At 62.8% G+C, this 16,736-nt stretch carries 19 protein-coding genes; 7 read left to right on the top strand and 12 right to left on the bottom strand.

Features of this window, described 5'->3' with window-relative positions; translation table 11 throughout:
* Positions 1-2: 2 nt before the first annotated feature.
* The 5 genes from NKH90_RS13160 to NKH90_RS13140 form a co-directional block, all read right to left on the bottom strand.
* Positions 3-215, bottom strand: a complete 213-nt coding sequence (locus NKH90_RS13160; protein WP_023717422.1) for a hypothetical protein — start codon at positions 213-215, stop codon at positions 3-5.
* Positions 216-334: 119 nt separating this feature from the next.
* On the bottom strand, positions 335-733 hold the full coding sequence (locus NKH90_RS13155) for a GFA family protein (RefSeq protein WP_352541413.1): 399 nt from the start codon (positions 731-733) through the stop codon (positions 335-337).
* Positions 734-926: 193 nt separating this feature from the next.
* On the bottom strand, positions 927-1,883 hold the full coding sequence (locus tag NKH90_RS13150) for an alpha/beta fold hydrolase (protein WP_352681885.1): 957 nt from the start codon (positions 1,881-1,883) through the stop codon (positions 927-929).
* A gap of 24 nt (positions 1,884-1,907) precedes the next feature.
* Positions 1,908-2,393, bottom strand: coding sequence for an SRPBCC family protein (locus NKH90_RS13145; protein WP_352819684.1), 486 nt, complete (start codon positions 2,391-2,393; stop codon positions 1,908-1,910).
* Positions 2,394-2,514: 121 nt separating this feature from the next.
* On the bottom strand, positions 2,515-2,763 hold the full coding sequence (locus NKH90_RS13140) for a ParB N-terminal domain-containing protein (RefSeq protein ID WP_023674751.1): 249 nt from the start codon (positions 2,761-2,763) through the stop codon (positions 2,515-2,517).
* Between the two features lie 155 nt (positions 2,764-2,918).
* Here NKH90_RS13140 and NKH90_RS13135 point away from each other — a divergent pair, with 155 nt between their 5' ends.
* Genes NKH90_RS13135 through NKH90_RS13115 form a run of 5 tightly spaced genes read left to right on the top strand, consistent with a single transcriptional unit; the run spans position 2,919 to position 8,418 of the window.
* Positions 2,919-4,559: a N,N-dimethylformamidase beta subunit family domain-containing protein gene (locus NKH90_RS13135; RefSeq protein ID WP_352772713.1), complete on the top strand. Its 1,641-nt coding sequence runs from the start codon at positions 2,919-2,921 to the stop codon at positions 4,557-4,559.
* A 1-nt stretch (position 4,560) separates the two neighbouring features.
* A complete protein-coding gene (locus tag NKH90_RS13130) occupies positions 4,561-5,928 on the top strand; it encodes an aminotransferase family protein (protein WP_352819682.1) in 1,368 nt (455 codons plus the stop codon).
* 10 nt (positions 5,929-5,938) lie between these two features.
* Positions 5,939-6,868 carry a 3,5-dioxohexanoate:acetyl-CoA acetone transferase gene (gene kce, locus NKH90_RS13125; RefSeq protein WP_352819680.1) on the top strand — a complete coding sequence of 310 codons (930 nt, stop codon included), beginning with the start codon at positions 5,939-5,941 and terminating at the stop codon, positions 6,866-6,868.
* A gap of 9 nt (positions 6,869-6,877) precedes the next feature.
* Positions 6,878-7,390: a GNAT family N-acetyltransferase gene (locus NKH90_RS13120; RefSeq protein WP_352501604.1), complete on the top strand. Its 513-nt coding sequence runs from the start codon at positions 6,878-6,880 to the stop codon at positions 7,388-7,390.
* On the top strand, positions 7,387-8,418 hold the full coding sequence (locus NKH90_RS13115; protein WP_352819678.1) for a histone deacetylase family protein: 1,032 nt from the start codon (positions 7,387-7,389) through the stop codon (positions 8,416-8,418). The genes NKH90_RS13120 and NKH90_RS13115 overlap by 4 nt, the downstream gene beginning before the upstream one ends.
* Positions 8,419-8,436: 18 nt before the next feature.
* Here the strand turns inward: NKH90_RS13115 and NKH90_RS13110 are convergent, their stop codons facing one another.
* Both NKH90_RS13110 and NKH90_RS13105 read right to left on the bottom strand, forming a co-directional pair.
* Positions 8,437-9,702, bottom strand: coding sequence for a cysteine desulfurase-like protein (locus NKH90_RS13110; protein WP_352819676.1), 1,266 nt, complete (start codon positions 9,700-9,702; stop codon positions 8,437-8,439).
* A 48-nt stretch (positions 9,703-9,750) separates the two neighbouring features.
* A complete protein-coding gene (locus NKH90_RS13105; protein WP_352501601.1) occupies positions 9,751-10,818 on the bottom strand; it encodes an aldo/keto reductase in 1,068 nt (355 codons plus the stop codon).
* Positions 10,819-11,202: 384 nt separating this feature from the next.
* On the opposite strand from NKH90_RS13105, the gene NKH90_RS13100 reads away from it, so the two are divergent.
* Complete coding sequence (locus NKH90_RS13100; RefSeq protein ID WP_023674744.1) at positions 11,203-11,367, top strand: hypothetical protein; 165 nt, start codon at positions 11,203-11,205, stop codon at positions 11,365-11,367.
* A 45-nt stretch (positions 11,368-11,412) separates the two neighbouring features.
* Here the strand turns inward: NKH90_RS13100 and NKH90_RS13095 are convergent, their stop codons facing one another.
* On the bottom strand, positions 11,413-11,919 hold the full coding sequence (locus NKH90_RS13095) for a DUF1993 domain-containing protein (RefSeq protein WP_352766959.1): 507 nt from the start codon (positions 11,917-11,919) through the stop codon (positions 11,413-11,415).
* Positions 11,920-12,042: 123 nt separating this feature from the next.
* Between NKH90_RS13095 and NKH90_RS13090 the strand changes: the two genes are divergently transcribed.
* Positions 12,043-13,080, top strand: a complete 1,038-nt coding sequence (locus NKH90_RS13090) for a DUF1176 domain-containing protein (RefSeq protein ID WP_352818137.1) — start codon at positions 12,043-12,045, stop codon at positions 13,078-13,080.
* Here NKH90_RS13090 and NKH90_RS13085 read toward each other — a convergent pair.
* From NKH90_RS13085 to NKH90_RS13070, 4 genes are all read right to left on the bottom strand, one after another.
* Positions 13,077-13,934, bottom strand: coding sequence for an alpha/beta hydrolase (locus NKH90_RS13085; RefSeq protein ID WP_352501599.1), 858 nt, complete (start codon positions 13,932-13,934; stop codon positions 13,077-13,079). The two genes, NKH90_RS13090 and NKH90_RS13085, sit on opposite strands and share 4 nt — an antisense overlap.
* Positions 13,935-14,026: 92 nt before the next feature.
* Positions 14,027-15,637 carry an NTP transferase domain-containing protein gene (locus tag NKH90_RS13080; protein WP_352541422.1) on the bottom strand — a complete coding sequence of 537 codons (1,611 nt, stop codon included), beginning with the start codon at positions 15,635-15,637 and terminating at the stop codon, positions 14,027-14,029.
* Complete coding sequence (locus NKH90_RS13075; RefSeq protein ID WP_352449412.1) at positions 15,634-16,338, bottom strand: XdhC family protein; 705 nt, start codon at positions 16,336-16,338, stop codon at positions 15,634-15,636. Before NKH90_RS13075 ends, NKH90_RS13080 begins: the two co-directional genes overlap by 4 nt.
* A 6-nt stretch (positions 16,339-16,344) precedes the next feature.
* Positions 16,345-16,683, bottom strand: a complete 339-nt coding sequence (locus NKH90_RS13070; RefSeq protein WP_352662504.1) for an XdhC family protein — start codon at positions 16,681-16,683, stop codon at positions 16,345-16,347.
* Positions 16,684-16,736: the final 53 nt, after the last annotated feature.

Genomic DNA, 16,736 nt, shown 5'->3' with positions numbered 1-16,736 from the left:
CCCTAGCCGCACAGCCACAGCTTGTGGCAGGTCGTGGCCATCAGGTGGGCCGGCGGTACAAAACGATCGTTGACCGCCACATCGTCGTCCGCCCGGCGGACCTTTTCCTCGAGCAGCGTACGAAGTTCTGCCGGCTGCACGCGGTCGCGCTCCATCACCAGCTTGATCATCGGATCGCTCAAGAGCTCGTCCAGGGTGTTGATGCTGTCGTTCATTCCGTCGCCTCCTCGACTGCCGCCCGCACGCAATAGATAGGCAGCAATGATGGCCCGCCAATGACGCTTTGCCGGCTATCTCGTGTCGCTTCGGATTAAATTTTTGTCCAGATTTCACCTCAAGCCGGAGGTGGCGCGCCTTCATATTGCGGCAGGCCGTCATCGATCTGCACCCAGGGCTGCTTCGAGGCGGTCCAGATATGCATCTCAGGCCTGAACACCGATGGATCATCGAGGGAGCCGGTGGTGATGCCGATGATGCCGCCGGAATCGCGTCGGGAAAACATCGTCGTGCCGCAGCGGGGACAAAAGCCGCGCTTGAGATCGGGCGATGAATTCACCGTCGCCAGCGGTCCGTCGACCGTCACATCGTCGATGCGGAACAGCACGCGCGCGTTGAAGGCGGCACCCAGTGCCTTCTGGCAGAGCCGGCAATGGCAGACGCGCTCATTGATCGGTGCCGCCTCGGCACGGTAGCGCACCGCACCGCACAAACACCCGCCCTGATATCTTGCCATCGCCCGTGTCCCTTCCCTGCGAGGATAGGCGATACCTATCGATAGGCGTGGCAGCGTCAATTGAAAAGCTTTGATGGCGCCATCTAAAGCTGTGACCCGGCCGATCCACGATTGGCCCGATGCGTCGGCCGAGGCCTCATAGATGAAAACCGGCCATCGCGCAGGAGACGGCCGGCAGACAATTGACTGGGCGTCAGTTCGTTTCGTTGACGACCTCATCCCAGGTCTTGACCTTGGTCTCGCCATTGAGGAACGGCAGCGTGGCAGCTGTCAGTTCCGGCGCGAAGAACACGTCGTAGTGGGTGCGGTTCGGCAGGATCGCCAGGCGGTTTTGCGACAGGTTCTCGCGCATCCAGCCGGCGTCCTTCAACCCGCCGCCAAGCATCTGGTAGAACTTGATCTCGTGCTCGGGCCGGTACATGTCGCTGTCGCCGAACACCAGCATGACCGGCATTTTCAGCTTCGGCACGTCGGCGGAATAGTCGTAGTCCTTGCGCATATAGGCGCCGAGCTGGTCGAGCAGTTTCGGAAAATCCTCCGGATGCGGCGCGACCGCGACATAGGATTTGTACATCGGCGTGTCCGTCATCATGTCGGCCATCGCCGCGCCGACTTGTGCCTGCTGGCCACGCATTTCGGCGTAGAAGCCGTCCGCGGCGTAGCCGGTCGAGACCAGCACTAGGCGGCGCACCGTTTCGGGATGCTGCACGGCCATGCGGAAGGCGACGCCGCCACCCAGCGAATAACCCATGACGTCGATCTTGGCGTAGCCGAGTGCCTTGACGATCGCCGCCATGTCGTCGCCCATCGCCTCCAGGCTGAGCGGCCGGTCGCCGAGCGCGGTGCGGCCATGGCCCTGCAGGTCGACGCCGATCACGGTGCGGTTCCCGGTAAGCTTCGGCAGGATCGGCGCGAACATGTCGGTCGTGCCGAGACCGCCATGCAGCAGAAGCAGCGGCTCGCCCTTGCCATAGACGGCGTAATAATAGTTCAGGCCGTTGATCGGCAGCAGGCCGGATTTTTCCGGCGTCGGCAGTGTTGCGGTTGCGGTCGTCATGGCGGGCTTGGCCTCCTCTGCGTTGATGGTGCCCGGCGCGGCAAATAGCGCGGCGGCCGAGGCGAATATGGCGAAAAATACCGATCTGGACACGTCAGTCTCCCTCTCCCGTTTGCATCAAAGTCGCTTTGCGACCTCCTCAAGCTGTTCGGCGCACTGGCCCCAGCCCTCGTGAAAACCCATTTTCTCGTGCTGTTCGCGGTCGGCGACCGACCAATGCGCGACGCGGGCAATGTAGCGGGTCTTACCCTCGCCCTCGTCCTCAAAGGTCAGCACGACCGTCATGAACGGCTTTTCGGACGGCTCCCACGCCTTCGTATAGGCATCGGTGAAGACGAGCTTTTTGCCCGGTACGACTTCGAGGAAGATGCCTGGATTCGGGAACTCCTTGCCGTCGGGATCGGCCATGACGACAAGGGTGGAGCCACCGGTCCGCACATCCATTTCGGCGCGCGGCGTCATCCACGGCTTCGGCGAGAACCATTGCGTCAACAGCTTTGGCTCGGTCCGGCAGCGATAGACGTTCTCGTGCGGCGCATCGATGATGCGCGCGAGAACCAGCTCGCGGTCGGAGTTGGGGGCGATGTCGAGCTTGGTGGTCATGGTGTTTCCTCACACGTCGGTTTTGGCTTCCGTGTCTAGGACGAACCGACACGACGCAAGCCGACACGGCCCGCGAAAAAATCCGCGGGACAGGAGATTCGAACGACGGAAATAAGTGGCTTCAGTGGCGCTTGGCTTGCACCAGATAGGCGTCGATCTCGGTCTCGCCGAGCCACTTGGCCGCTTCCAGCCGATGCAACCCTTCGACCAGGATATGGCGCTTGCCGTCATGGCGCACTTGGATCGGCATCTTCATGCCGTTTTCCAGAATGTCCTCGGCCAGATGGCGGACGGTCTCGGGATGCAGCGTCTTTTTGCGCGCCGTCGGCACGTAGATATCGTTGACCCTGACCTTTTGCACTCTCAGCATGTCGGCTCCCGTGGCGGACAAGGCCGCGTTTTGTGAGATAGTCTGTTTGTCCGGCAACGCCAAGGGAGCGCCCGGCAATGGCTGGCCCGATCGTTTCCAATTGACGCTTGGCCGGCGGATGGCCGAAATGGCGGCCTTCGACCTTAGCGGTGTCCATGAACCACCTGCCGACCGAGTTTCCCGATTTCGGACTGACGCCGGAGCAGCGAGGCCAGGCGGTGCGCAGCCATTACTGGGAATGGCCGGGGATGGATGGCGGGCGCGGCGAAATCTGGTGCTACAGCGACCGTTTTTCCTACCGTCCTGGCGAGATGGTGGCACTGCATGTCAGTTCGACGGCCGTCAGTTTCGGCATCGCGATCATCCGCGACGGCGGCGCGGAAACGACAATGTTCGAAGGGACCGGAATCGCGGCGCGCTGGCAAGATACGCCGGACCAATGTTCGGTCGAAGGCTGCGGCTGGCAAGCGTCGTTCGAGTTTCGCATCGGCGACGACTGGCCGTCCGGCGCCTATCGCGTGACGCTGACAGCAGATGGCCGGGACGGCAAGCCGATCCGCTGCCACCATCTTTTTATCGTCGCGCCACAGCCCGGCAAGAAGCCTGGCCGTGTGCTGCAGGTGGCTGCCACCGGCACCTGGCTCGCCTACAATACGTGGGGCGGTTCCAACCATTACGAAGGCATCACCGGGCCAGGCCGGGACCAATATGCACGAATGGTGTCGACCCAACGGCCGTGGTGCCGCGGCTTCGTCGTGCTGCCCAGGGACGCGCCGCGCGTGCCGCTCGAAGTCGCCGTGCCGCCAAAAACCGTGCCGCGCTATCCGCACATGGAATGGGCCTTTGCTACCGGCCATTCGAAGAAATACGCCTCGTCCGGCTGGGCAAGCTACGACAGCCATTTCTTCCGCTTCGCCGAGCGTGCCGGCTACGCCGTCGATCTCGCCAGCCAGCACGATCTGCATTTTTCGCCCGACATTCTCGACGGCTATGACTGCGTCGTCCTGGTCGGCCACGACGAATATTGGACCTGGGAAATGCGCGATGCGGTCGACACCTATGTCGAGCGCGGCGGTCATGCGGCGCGCTTTGCCGGCAATTTCATGTGGCAGACCAGGCTGGAGGACGAAGGCCGCCGGCAGGTCTGCTACAAATACTGCGCTCGCGCCGAAGACCCGGCCTATCGCGGCGGCGATATAAGGCGCGCCACCAATTCCTGGGAAGCGCCGGAAATCGGCCGGCCGGGTGCCGCGACCTTCGGTCTCAACGCGACAAGAGGCGTCTATGCCGGCTGGGGCGGCTGCGCGCCGCGCGGCGTACGCGGCTTTCCGGTCTACCGGCCGGAGCATTGGGCGTTTGCCGGCACCGGCATCTACTATGGCGATCTGCTCGGCGCCGACAGCCATGTCTATGGCTACGAGGTCGACGGGCTCGATTTCGAGATCCGCGGCGGCCTGCCCTACCCCACGACCACTAGCGGTGCGCCGGACGGCCTGCAGGTGCTCGCGGTCGGCATGGCGAGCCAGGTCGAGGAAAGCGCCGACATTGCGTTCGAGGACCAGTTTCTCGGCGACGAGGACGGACGCTTCACCGCCGAGACGCTGTTCGGCGAGGCAAGCGATGCCAACCTCGACAAGGTCAAACGCGGCAACGGCATGATCGTCAATTTCCCGCGCGGCAAAGGCGAGGTGTTTCACGCCGGAAGCTGCGAATGGGTTGCCGGCCTGCTAAGGCAGGATGCGATTGTCGAGCGCGTCACCAGAAATGTCCTTGACCGCTATCTTGGAAAGCCATGACATGTTGAAGTCTCCTGCCCCGGAAACTCGCGAAGCCTCGCATCTGTTTTATCTATCCAGCCTGCGCCGGCCGATGATCGACCGCGCCGAAGGCATCTACATGTGGACGCAGGATGGCCGCCGCTTCATCGACGGATCGAGCGGTCCGATGGTTGCCAATATCGGCCACTCCAATCGCAACGTGCTCGACGCGATGAAAAGGCAGATGGACCGCGCCACCTTCGCCTACCGTCTGCATTTCGAGAACGAACCGGCAGAGGAGCTCGCGCGGCAGCTGGCGGCCAAACTCCCTGAAGGCATGGACCGCATCTTCTTTGTCTCCGGCGGCTCGGAAGCGACCGAATCCTGCATCAAGCTGGCGCGGCAATGGGCGGTCGCCACCGGCCAGCCCAGCCGTTGGAAGGTGATCTCGCGCTTTCCCTCCTATCATGGCGGCACGCTCGGCGCGCTCGCCGTTACCGGCGACGATGCGCTGTCCGAAACATTTGTGCCGATGATGCAGATGATGCCGACCGTGCCGGCGCCCATCGCCTGGCGCGACCGCGACAATCTTTCGATGGAACAGCGCGGCATCCGCTACGCCGACATGCTGGAGGAAAAGGTCCTCGCCGAGGGACCGCAGAGCGTGCTCGCCTTCATCATGGAGCCAGTCGGCGGCGCTGCCACGGCAGCACTGGTGGCGCCCGACAGCTACTATCCGCGCATCCGCGAGATCTGCGATCGCTACGGCATCCTGCTCATCCATGACGAAGTGATGAGCGGTGCCGGCCGCACCGGAAAATTCCTCGGCGGCGACCACTGGAACTGCAAGCCCGACATCGTCGCGCTGTCGAAGGGGCTGGGCTCTGGCTACGCGCCGCTCGGCGCGCTGGCGGCACCGATGCGGCTGGTGCAGCCATTGCTCGCGTCGGGCGGCTTTCAGCACGGCCACACCTACGCCGGCAACCCGCTCGCCTGCGCCGCCGGGCTCGCCGTACTCGGCGAAATGGACCGTCTCGGCCTGATCGCCAATGCGGCTGACATGGGCGAGCTTTTGATGGACGAGTTGAAGCGATTGGCGAAGCGGTTTCCATTCATCGCCGACGTCCGTGGCAAGGGCCTGCTCACCGGTGCCGAGATGCTTGCGGATCCCGACACTCTGAGGCCGATCGAGCCTGCAAACAAGGCCACCCAGCGGCTGCTCGACCTCGCCTATGAGCGCGGCCTGATCATCTACGGACGCAAGGTCAAGGGCGGCGTCGACGGCGACAATTTCATGGTCGCGCCGCCGATGATCGTCACCGCCGCGCAGATCGGCGAGATCATATCCATCATCGGCGACTCGCTCGAGGTGCTGGCCGGCGAGCTCGACCTGCCGGTCGAAGGCTGAGAGGCGAACCATGGCGTCGCGAAAAGTCATCATCACCTGCGCCATCACCGGGTCGGTGCACACCCCGTCGATGTCGCCGCATCTGCCCGTGACGCCAGACCAGATCGCCGCAGACGCGATCGCCGCCGCCGAGGCCGGCGCTTCGATCCTGCATCTTCATGCCCGCGACCCTAGGGATGGGCGGCCGACCGCCGACCCCGAGGTGTTCATGCAGTTCCTGCCGCGCATCAAGCAGGCGACCGATGCGGTGGTCAACATCACCACCGGCGGATCGTCGCTGATGACGCTCGACCAGCGGCTGGCCGCGCCGCTCAGGGCCGAGCCGGAAATGTGTTCGCTCAATATGGGTTCGATGAATTTTGCGCTATTCCCGATGCTCGTGCGGCCGCGAGAATGGCAGCACGAATGGGAGCCGAAGCTGCTCGAGGCTACCCATGACACGATCTTCAAGAACACCTTTGCCGACATGGAGACGGTGCTCGAGAAGCTCGGGCGTGGTTGCGGCACGCGCTTCGAATTCGAGTGCTACGATGTCGGCCATCTCTATTCGCTGGCGCATTTTCGCGATCGTGGACTGGTGTCCGGACCTTTATTCATCCAGTTTGTTTTGGGCATTCTTGGCGGCATCGGCGCAGATCCAGAAAACCTGATCCATATGAAGCGCATCGCCGACAAACTGTTCGGCGACAGCTACCGGTTTTCGGTGCTGGCCGCCGGACGCCACCAGATGCCGATGATCTCGATTGCGGCGGCGATGGGCGGCAATGTCCGCGTCGGGCTGGAGGACAGCCTCTACGACGGGCGCCAGCTCGCCAAGTCCAATGCCGACCAGGTGCGCCGCATCCGCGGCGTGCTCGACGGATTGTCGCTGGACGTCGCGACGCCGGCCGAGGCGCGGCAGATGCTGGCGCTCAAAGGCGGCGACCGCGTGGCGTTCTGAGATGCGACCGTGACCAACCCACCGTCAAGAGACATTGTCATCCGGCCCGGGACCGTCGAGGACGTCGAAACCATCCACGCCGCGCTCCTGCGGCTCGGCGCGCATGTCGGCGCACATCAGGAGATCACCTCGACAGCTCAGGATCTCCGCACCTATGGCTTTGGCGAAAAGCCTGCCTTCTCGACCTTGATCGCCGAAATCGGTGGCGAATTTGCCGGGCTTTGCCTGTATTTCCCGATCTTCTCGACATGGATGGGACGGCCCGGCGTCTATGTGCAGGACCTCTATGTCGAGGACCGTTTTCGTGGCCGCAGGATCGGCGAACGCCTGCTGCGCCGAGTCGCGGCGCAATGCCGGAAGAACGGCGGCGCCTATCTCAGGCTGTCCGTCGATACCGACAACGAGACCGCCAAGGCTTTTTACGAACGATTGGGCATTGCCTGGTCCAGCTACGAGCAGGTGCAGAAGATCGTCGGCGACGCCTTTTTCGCTTTTGCCGATGCACCGGAGGAGCCAACATGAAAGCCTTCTATGCCGAAGAACAGAAGCGCCACGACCCGAAGGCGTTCCTCTCGAGCGGCGCGCCGCAGCCCAATCCGGAAAAGCCGGAACGGGTCGAGCGATTGTTGGCCGGCGCAAAGGCTGCCGGCTGCACGATCGAACGGCCGCGGGATCACGGGCTCGGCCCGATTGCGGCGGTGCATACGCCGGAATATCTCTATTTTCTCCAGCATATCTTCGCGCGCTGGCAGCGCATCGAGGGCGCGTCGGCCGAGGTCATCCCCAATATCCATCCGATCGCGCGGAACGGCTCCTATCCGGCCTCGGCGGTCGGCCAGGCCGGCTACCACATGGCCGACACCGCCTGCCCGATCTCCGGCGAGACGTGGCAGAGCGCGCTTTGGAGCGCCTGGAGCGCGGTTGAAACGGCCGCGGCGGTGATGTCGGGAGCGCCGGCCGCCTATGCGCTGTGCCGGCCGCCCGGCCATCACGCCTTTGCCGATGTCGCCGGCGGCTTCTGCTTCGTCAACAATTCGGCCGTCGCTGCACAGGTTCTGCGCAAGCAGGCGGCGCGGGTGGCGATCCTCGATGTCGACCTGCACCACGGCAACGGCACGCAAGGCATCTTCTATGCCCGGCCGGACGTGCTCACCGTGTCGCTGCATGCCGACCCGGTGCGCTTCTACCCGTTTTTCTGGGGCTATGGCGACGAGCGCGGCGAAGGCGCCGGCCTCGGCTACAATCTCAACCTGCCGCTAGCGCGCAAATCCGGCGACGCCGCGTTCCTCGAAGCGCTGGCGATGGCGTTCCAGCGCATCAAGGCCTTCTCGCCCGATGCGCTTGTGGTGGCGCTGGGGCTAGACGCCTTCGAAGGTGATCCGTTCGGCGGGCTGTCGGTGAGCACGCCTGGTTTTTCGCGCATTGGCGAGGTGATCGCCGGGCTCGGCCTGCCAACGGTCATCGTCCAGGAAGGCGGCTATCTCTGCGACGAGCTCGGCGACAATCTCACCGCCTTCCTCACCGGTTTTGGCGGCACCCACAAGCGATGATCCGCCCGCGAGGGCCGCTCAGGATCGTTCCTGCCGCAGCATGGCGACAACGCGGTGCACGCTCTCCAGCGTCTCGTCGATCTCGGCTGCAGTGTTGTAATGAGCGATGCCGATGCGCACCACGCCCTGCTCGGCCGGAATGCCGAGCTGGTGGACGATCTCCCAGGCGTAGTTGTGGCCGGACCACAGGAAGATGTTTTCCGCATTCATCTGCCGCACGATCGTCTCCGGCACGATGCCCTCGACGGTGAACGACACCGTCGGCACGCGCTCATTGATCCGCTTCGGATCGGTGATGCCGTGGATGGTCAGGCCGGCAATATCCGACAAGCCATCGATCAGTTGTCGCGTCAGCGGGTTCTCGTAAGCGATTGAAACTTCGAAGGCCTTGGCGATTTTCAGCCGACGCGATCCTTGCGCGCCGGCTGCCGCGCCCAACTCGGCAAAATAATCGACAGCTGCCGACAGGCCGGCCATCAATTCAATCTGCGGCGTGCCGAGCTCGAAGCGCTCCGGCAAGGCATTGGACGAGCAACGGCATTTATACGGCTTAAGCGCATCGATAACGTCCAGCCTGCCCCACAAAATCCCCATATGCGGGCCGAAGAACTTGTAAGCCGAGCAGATCAGGAAATCGCAGCCGAGGTTTTGGACGTCGATCAGGCCATGCGGCGCGAGCTGGACGGCATCGACGTAGACCAACGCACCAGCCCGCCTGGCGATGCCGGTCAACGTCTTCACCCGGTTGATCGACCCGGTGAGATTGCTGGCGTAGTTGAGCGCGACGAGCCGCGTCCTCTCGGAAAGCAGCGCGGCGAGCGCCGCCTCTTCGATCTGCCAGCTCTGCTGGTCGAAGGGCAGCCAGCGCACGACAAGGCCAAGGTCTTCTGCCAGTTGCAGCCAAGGCGAGACGTTGCCCTCATGGTCCATGCGGGTGAGGATGATCTCGTCCCCGGGCCTCATCGTGCGGCCGAGCGTTCGCGACATGTGGTAGGTCAATGTCGTCATGTTGGCACCGATGATAATTTCCTGCGGGCTCGCAGCGCCGAGAAAATCCGCCATCGCCAGATGGGCCTCGTCCCCGATGCCTTGTGCTGCAACGGTGGTGTCGAAGAAGCCGCCGAGGTTGGCATTCGTGGTCAGCAAGCAACGCGATACTGCGTCGGCCACCGACTGCGGCACCTGCGTGCCGGCAGGATTGTCGAGATAGATGCGCCGGCGGCCCTTGTCGGTCAGCGACAAAGCCGGAAATTTCGCGCGCACCGCGTCGATCCAGAAGTCCATGGCTGTTCCCCTCTCCTTATGACGATCGGACAACCGCGTCCCGACGCATCAAGGGCACGGATTGCCGACGCGCTGGTGGATCGCATCAACGGCTTTCTGCATGTCCTCGGTCCAGACCACGTCGGCGGAAGAGAGCGCCATTTCGAGTTGCGAAATGGTGGTGGCGCCGATGATGTTCGAGGTGACCAAGGGCCGGTTCGAGACATAGGCATTGGCAAACAGCGCCGGCTCCATGCCGAAGGTGCGCGCCAACCGGTTGTATTCGAGCTGCACGTCGGCAGCATTCGGAGTCTCGTAGCGCTGGCCGCGGTTGAACAACTGCGAGCGCGAGCCCTGCGGCCGCGCGCCATGATCGTATTTGCCGGTCAAATAGCCTTGCGCCAGCGGCGAATAGGCAAGCAGCGACACCTGCTCGCGCTCGCAGACTTCGGCAAGGTTCACCTCGAAGGTGCGATTGACGAAATTATAGGCGTTCTGCAGCGAGGCGACGCGCGGGCCGAGGCCCTTGTCGGCTTCGGCGATGAAACGCATGACGCCCCAGGAATTCTCGTTCGACAGGCCGAAATGGCGGATCTTACCGGCCTTCACCAGTTCATCAAATACGGCAAGCGTCTCGGCGATCGGCGTCTCTCCTTCCGGCACGCCGGCGGCATCGGAGCGTCGCGGTACGGCGCCGATGCGGTTCGGATTGGCGCCCCACGGCACGTCGCGTTCCGGCCAATGGATCTGATAGAGGTCGATGTAATCGGTGTTGAGCCTGGCGAGTGACTTATCGATAGCGTCGAAGATATCGGCGCGCACCAGCTTAGACGGGCGGTCGCCGCGAAACCAAGTGTTGGCGGTGCGACCAACTACCTTCGAGGCGATGATCACCTGGTCGCGATTGCGCTTCGCCTTCATCCAATTGCCGATGAATGTCTCGGTACGGCCTTGTGTCTCCGCCTTGGGCGGGATCGGATAGAGTTCGGCGGTGTCGATGAAATTGACGCCGCGAGCAAACGCCAGATCCATCTGGGCGTGACCGTCCGCCTCGGTGTTCTGCTGGCCCCAGGTCATCGATCCGAGGCAGATTTGCGACACGAAAAGATCGGTCTGGCCGAGACGGCGTTTGTGCATGGAGTTTCTCCGGCGGGAATTTTGCGCGGCTGCGCGAGGAGGAAGCAATAGCATACAGGAAAGCGTCGCCCGCTTCCAAGCCCACGGATGGAAGGTCAGACGACTTTCCCGGGACGCCGGCGGACAGGGTTTATCCCTGCGGCTAATAAAAAGCCGGACTGCATTTTCATGCAGTCCGGAAGTTCGCCAGGAATGGCGAGGAAAAAACCGGCCAAGTGCCGGCATAGACGCCTACGGTCAAAGCGCCGCAGAAGTTTCGCCGGACCAGCCGAATTATGTCAAAAAAGATCAGGGCAGCATGGCTGCCATGCGAATGCTGCACTGCACAATCGTCATGATCTGCTTATATTGACCGCCTTGGAGGTTCAATAAGGGGCTTGAATCATGGGATTCTTCACTGAAATGTTCGCTCGTCCGCGTCCGCGGGAACAGCTGCGCTATCGAGCGGCGCTGGCGCTGCTCCATTCGATGAGCAATGCCGATCGCGCCGATATCGGCGTTAAGCCTGCCGATTTCCCGCGCATCGCCCGGGAAATGTCCCTGCGCTAAACAACCGTGAGATATCCGCCGTGGCGGATATCTCCCGAGCGGATCTCAACGCGATCCGAGGAAGATCGACTTGCCCAATGGCACGCCGTTGTGGCGCAGGATGTCGTAGGCGGTGGTCAGGTGGAAATAGAAATTGGGCATGGCGGCATGCAGTAGATACTGCATCCCCGGCATCGAAACCTCGCGTCCCGCAAGCCGCAGTTCGACTATCCTGTCATCTGAACCATCGAATTCGGCCGCCGAAAATGTCGCGAGATAATCGAGCGTCTTGGTAAGGCGGGCCTGCAGATCAGCGAAGTTCGCCTCATTGTCCTCGTATTTTGGCACCTCGCGTCCCGCAAGCCGTGACGGGGCGCCTTTGGCGTGATCGGTGGCAATCTGTACCTGCCTGGTCAGGGCAAACATGTCCGGCGCCAGCCTCGCCGTCAGATACACCTGCGGATCAATCTTGCGATCAGCCGCATTTTGCTCGGCAATGTTCAGCACATTGGCTAGTGCCTTCAGCCTCGCCGAAAATACCGGCACGGATGCTTCATACATTGATATGGTCACAAGAAATCTCCACGCGGCCCGACTGCCGAGGGCGAGAGGTAGCGCCTTCGCAGGCGATTGTTCAAGCGTCACCACGTCGCCGCAATCGATATGATAGGATTTTTCATCGAGTGGAGGTTCCCGATGAGACGCGCCCTTTTTGCAGCGACCGCTTTTGTGTCTCTTGCCATTGCCGGCCAATCGGCGCTCGCCGCAGACGCGCCTTATATCGATGACAGGTCGAATGCCGAAGCGGTCATCCGGTCACTTTATAGTGCCATCAGCCGGCACGAATTCGCGCGCGCCTGGGATTATTTCGGCGACACCAAGCCGGCCAAGGATTTCAATTCCTTCGTCAAAGGCTATGACAGCACGGACACGGTCGAAGTCAAAACCGGTGGCGTATCCGAAGACGGGGCTGCCGGCAGCATCTACTATAGCGTTCCGGTCGCCATCCGGGCGACGGCCAAGGACGGCAGCGAAAATGTCTTTGCCGGCTGCTATACGCTGCGCCAGATCAACGCCTCGATCCAGGAACCGCCATTTCGCTCGATCTTCATCGATAAGGGTGCGCTGAAACCCTCAAAGGCCGATTTCGAGGATGCGGTGCCGGCAAGCTGCGGCGAAGGACCGCCGCCGCCGAAGAAGGACGCAGCGCTTGAGCAAGCCAAAAAGGCGTTTGCCGCGACTTATGGCGACCAGTGTGACAAGGATCTTTTGGCGCAGGAGCCGGACATTTTCTCGATCCACTATAAGGGCAAGGATGCGTCTGCCAGTGATCCCGAAAGCGAAACGCGGCTTTTCCATTTCGCCTGCTCGGCCGCGGCCTACAACGAAAACTCGATCTATTACATGAGCGACGACGTGCTTGGCGTGAGACAATTGCAGTTCGCCGAACCTGAGATGGACATCCGCTACGAGAACAATGACAGCGACGGCAAATTGCTGGGCATGACCATAGTTGGCTTCCAGACCTCCGGCTGGGCAACTAATTCCGATTACGACGAAGAGACCAAGACGATCACCAGCTTCAACAAATGGCGTGGCATCGGCGATGCCTCTTCATCAGGGACCTATCTGTTTCGCAACGGCGATTTTTCCCTGGTCCAGTACGATGTCGACGCGTCTTATGACGGCGAGGAAAATCCGCAGACGGTCGTCGACTACAATACCGCGCCTTAGGGAGCCTTCGACAACATCCAATTGAGCGTGCCGCGCCAGTCGGTCATGCGGATAGGGGTGCCATGCGTGCCGGTCTCGAAGCGGACGAAGCGGGTCGGATAGGCTTTCGATTTGGCCAGAATCGATCGGAAGAAGGCTTCCTGTTTCTCGATTGGAAACACCGGGTCCTTGCTGCCCTGGCCGAAGAAGACCGGCACACGACGCTTGAAGGCGGGGCTTGAGAAGAAACTCTCGTCCCATAGCGAGCCGAGCAGCAGCAGCCCGTCGATGCGCCCGCCGGTGTCATGGCGGGCGGCCAGCTTCCAGCATATTGAGCCGCCCATCGAGCCGCAGGCGACGAAGATTTTTGCGCTCGGCGATTGTTCGGCATAGTGGTTGATCAGCGCGGCGATCTGGGTCGCACCGGTGTCGCCGAAATCGGAAAAATCCGGCGACAGATAGAGGCCGCCATTGCCGGCCATCAGGTTCTTGATGCGGTTGAAATTGCCGCCGAAGGTGAAGTCGTCAATGCCCTGCTTGCGGCTGCCGCCCTGCCCGTGCAGATAAAGCACGATGATGCTGGCGCCCCCGGTCTTGCCGACGGCAATATGGCGGACATCGCCTGCATCGGTCGGCAGCAAGAGATCGTGCTGCACCTTACGCACGCCGGTGTCGGAGTATTGCGCGTGTACACGACGCTCAGGCACTTCGTCACGAGCGTTGATGTCGCGCAGCTCACGATAATCGACAACCGTATAGGCGCCGTTGCTCTCGGACGAGAGCGTGCCCGGGTAGGCGAACAGATCGTCCTTGAAGGGTTTGAGTTCGAGAGCGTTGGCGTAGGCGGCACAAGAGAGCGACAAAAGAATCGCCATCAGCAGGGCCGGGAGGCCGAAGGGAGGCAAGCGGAACCGGAAGCAGGAACGAAAGGCCATCCCTCAGCCATGCGTTTTTCGGCTTCGGTTTGTCAATCCTGCAGCACGCCGCCGGCGCCTTCCAGCGCCTCGCGCGTGTCGACGTCGACGGCTGCCCCTTCGCCGATCTCGACATCGATGACGTCTAGCCCTTCGGCCTCGACCAGATGGCGGGCGCCGGTATCGCCTTCGAGGTGAGCGATCGCGGCAAACAGCGAACGCGGCAGCAGCACCGGATTGCCGCGCCGCCCGTCATGCGAGGCCCGCACCACCGATCGGCCTTCGGACCTGCGGAACGCCTCAATCAGCCTGTCGAGGTCGGCCGAGGCGACGCCGGGCATATCGCCGAGGACAATCATGGCGCCGGCGGCGTCGCCGGAAATCTTGGCGATGCCGGCCTTCAGCGACGAAGACAGACCCTCGCCGAAATCCGGATTGTCGGCGAAGGTCACATCGAGGCCAGACAGTGCATCGCGCACGCGCTCGCGCTGGTGGCCAGTGACGACGATAGTGGCCCCGGCTTTCGAACCGACCGCGCGTTCGGCAGTGCGACGGACCAGCGGCTTGCCATCGAAGAGCGCCAAGAGCTTGTTCGGCCCGCCCATGCGGCTGGAGCGGCCGGCGGCCAGAAGCACGATCTCGACCTTTGGTTCGGCTTTGGCCGGCAATGGCTCGCGCGGCTGCGGCCGCGTCGGAATTTCCATCAACAGCCCGCCGACACCCATGCCGGCAATATCCCTGGCGGTCACGTCGAGACCGGCGATCAGCCGGTCAAGCACCCAGTCGAAGCCGTTCTCCTTGGGACTGCGGGCGCAGCCCGGCGCACCGATGATGCGCTTGCCGCCTAGAGTGCCTAGCACCAGCAGATTGCCGGGATCGACCGGCATGCCGGCGCGGATGACAGTGCCGCCTGCCTTTTCGATGGCAGCGGGAACGACGTCGCCGAAATCGGCCATCGCCGAGGCGCCGAAGATAACCACCATATCGTTGTCGCGGATCAGCGAGGCCGCAGCCTCGGCGACGGGGATAATTTCATGCAGGGTTCGACGCTCCGCCGTCAGCCTGCCGCCCGAACGCGCCAGGCGCGCTTCGGTGACGCGCAGCGTCTTGTCGAGCACGCTGGGTTTGATGCCGGGCAGCACCGTCTGGATGACGCCGACGCGCACCGGCTGATAGGCGTTGACCGCAAATATCTCGCCGCCGGCGCAGATCCTTGCCACGGCATCGACCAAAGCGGAGGCGACCGCAAATGGGATGATCTTCACCGTTGCTACCATCTGACCTTTTTCGACCGGCGCATGCTGCGCGAGCGTGGCGATGGTGATCGTCGGATCGACGGCGTTGATGGCGTTGATCATCGCCGCGTCGACGGTGAACATGCCGGCAGCCTGCGCGTGGAGGTTGACCCTGCCGGTCGCGGCGGGCTTCGCCTCGATGTTGCGATGGATCATGGATGCGGCGATCTTTTCGGCAGCGACGTCCTCGCTGAGATCATCGGGCGCCAACACCGCCGCTACGACCTCGGAAATGCCAGCGGCCTTCAACAGGGACACATCCCCGGCGCTTAGCCTGTGCGCCTTGCGGAAGCGGCGCTCTCCGGCTGTGGTGGCGTGCGCCAGCACTGCCCCTTCGGCCGCATCGATCGCAACGGGACCAAATTTCACGCGACCGCGCCTTTGGATTCGAGGCCGCGGGAGCGAAAGGCGTGGATCGCTTGCGCCAACACCGCGACGGCGATCTCGGCGGGGCTGGCGGCGCCGATGTCGAGGCCGATCGGGGCATGAATGCGGGCGATCTGGTCGGCGGTCGCTCCCGAAGCCAGCAGGCGTTCCACACGTTTGGCGTGGGTCTTGCGGCTGCCGAGCGCGCCGACATAAAAGCAGCCGGCGTCGAGCGCCGCCTTCAGCGCGGAATCGTCGATCTTCGGATCGTGGGTGAGAGCAGCCAGCGCCGTATAGCTATCGAGCGGCTGACGCGTCAGCACATCCTCTGGCCATTCGGCATGCAGCGCGATATCGGGAAAACGATCGGGCGTGGCAAAGGCCGTGCGCGGATCGATGATCTCGACAGGATAGCCGGCGATCCTGGCCATCGGTGCCAGCGCCTGGCTGATGTGGACGGCGCCGATCACCACGAGGCGCGGCTGCGGCAGATGTGCGTTGAGGAAGAAGGTCCGTCCCTCAGCTTCGACCGAACCGGAATTGCCCGTGCGAAATGCCTTGGCGATGGCCGCCCCGAGTTCGCCGGCTACCCGGTCGCCCTCGCGCACGACACGGTCGCGGCCGTCGTCGAGATCGGTGACCAGGATTGCCGCGCGGCGGGCGCGGCGTTCGGCGTTGAGTGTCTTCAGCGCATAGGGATCCATTCGAGATCAACCCAATCTTTCTACATAGACCTTGATGCGGCCGCCGCATGACAGGCCGACTTGCCAGGCGGTCTCGTCTGCGACGCCGAATTCGAGCATTTTGGCCTTGCCGCTATCGATAACATCGACCGCCTCGGTGACCACCGCGCCTTCGACGCAGCCGCCAGAGACTGAGCCGTGGAAATTGCCTTCGGCGTCGATGACCAGGTGGCTGCCGACCGGGCGCGGCGCCGAGCCCCAGGTCTCGACCACAGTGGCAATGGCGACATCCTTGCCGTCCTTCATCCAGCCCTCCGCGATGATCAGCGGGTCGCGGGCCTCATCGAGATAGATACTGCGTTCCATGATTTTCTCCCTGGCAGACATGTGGTTATGCGACGCGCTTCACGCCAGCCTCG

The sequence above is a fragment of the Mesorhizobium sp. M0898 genome, assembly GCF_040319695.1.
GTDB lineage: Bacteria > Pseudomonadota > Alphaproteobacteria > Rhizobiales > Rhizobiaceae > Mesorhizobium.
Note: the sequence above shows the minus strand (reverse complement) of the source record. Positions and strands in the feature narration are given on the sequence as shown.

Bases quoted from the DNA above. Each gene is read 5' to 3' on its own strand.
- NKH90_RS13160 (WP_023717422.1), bottom strand. From the start codon at position 215: ATGAACGACAGCATCAACACCCTGGACGAGCTCTTGAGCGATCCGATG.
- NKH90_RS13155 (WP_352541413.1), bottom strand. From the start codon at position 733: ATGGCAAGATATCAGGGCGGGTGTTTGTGCGGTGCGGTGCGCTACCGT.
- NKH90_RS13145 (WP_352819684.1), bottom strand. From the start codon at position 2,393: ATGACCACCAAGCTCGACATCGCCCCCAACTCCGACCGCGAGCTGGTT.
- NKH90_RS13140 (WP_023674751.1), bottom strand. From the start codon at position 2,763: ATGCTGAGAGTGCAAAAGGTCAGGGTCAACGATATCTACGTGCCGACG.
- NKH90_RS13135 (WP_352772713.1), top strand. From the start codon at position 2,919: ATGAACCACCTGCCGACCGAGTTTCCCGATTTCGGACTGACGCCGGAG.
- NKH90_RS13130 (WP_352819682.1), top strand. From the start codon at position 4,561: ATGTTGAAGTCTCCTGCCCCGGAAACTCGCGAAGCCTCGCATCTGTTT.
- kce (WP_352819680.1), top strand. From the start codon at position 5,939: ATGGCGTCGCGAAAAGTCATCATCACCTGCGCCATCACCGGGTCGGTG.
- NKH90_RS13115 (WP_352819678.1), top strand. From the start codon at position 7,387: ATGAAAGCCTTCTATGCCGAAGAACAGAAGCGCCACGACCCGAAGGCG.
- NKH90_RS13110 (WP_352819676.1), bottom strand. From the start codon at position 9,702: ATGGACTTCTGGATCGACGCGGTGCGCGCGAAATTTCCGGCTTTGTCG.
- NKH90_RS13105 (WP_352501601.1), bottom strand. From the start codon at position 10,818: ATGCACAAACGCCGTCTCGGCCAGACCGATCTTTTCGTGTCGCAAATC.
- NKH90_RS13100 (WP_023674744.1), top strand. From the start codon at position 11,203: ATGGGATTCTTCACTGAAATGTTCGCTCGTCCGCGTCCGCGGGAACAG.
- NKH90_RS13090 (WP_352818137.1), top strand. From the start codon at position 12,043: ATGAGACGCGCCCTTTTTGCAGCGACCGCTTTTGTGTCTCTTGCCATT.
- NKH90_RS13085 (WP_352501599.1), bottom strand. From the start codon at position 13,934: ATGGCGATTCTTTTGTCGCTCTCTTGTGCCGCCTACGCCAACGCTCTC.
- NKH90_RS13075 (WP_352449412.1), bottom strand. From the start codon at position 16,338: ATGGATCCCTATGCGCTGAAGACACTCAACGCCGAACGCCGCGCCCGC.
- NKH90_RS13070 (WP_352662504.1), bottom strand. From the start codon at position 16,683: ATGGAACGCAGTATCTATCTCGATGAGGCCCGCGACCCGCTGATCATC.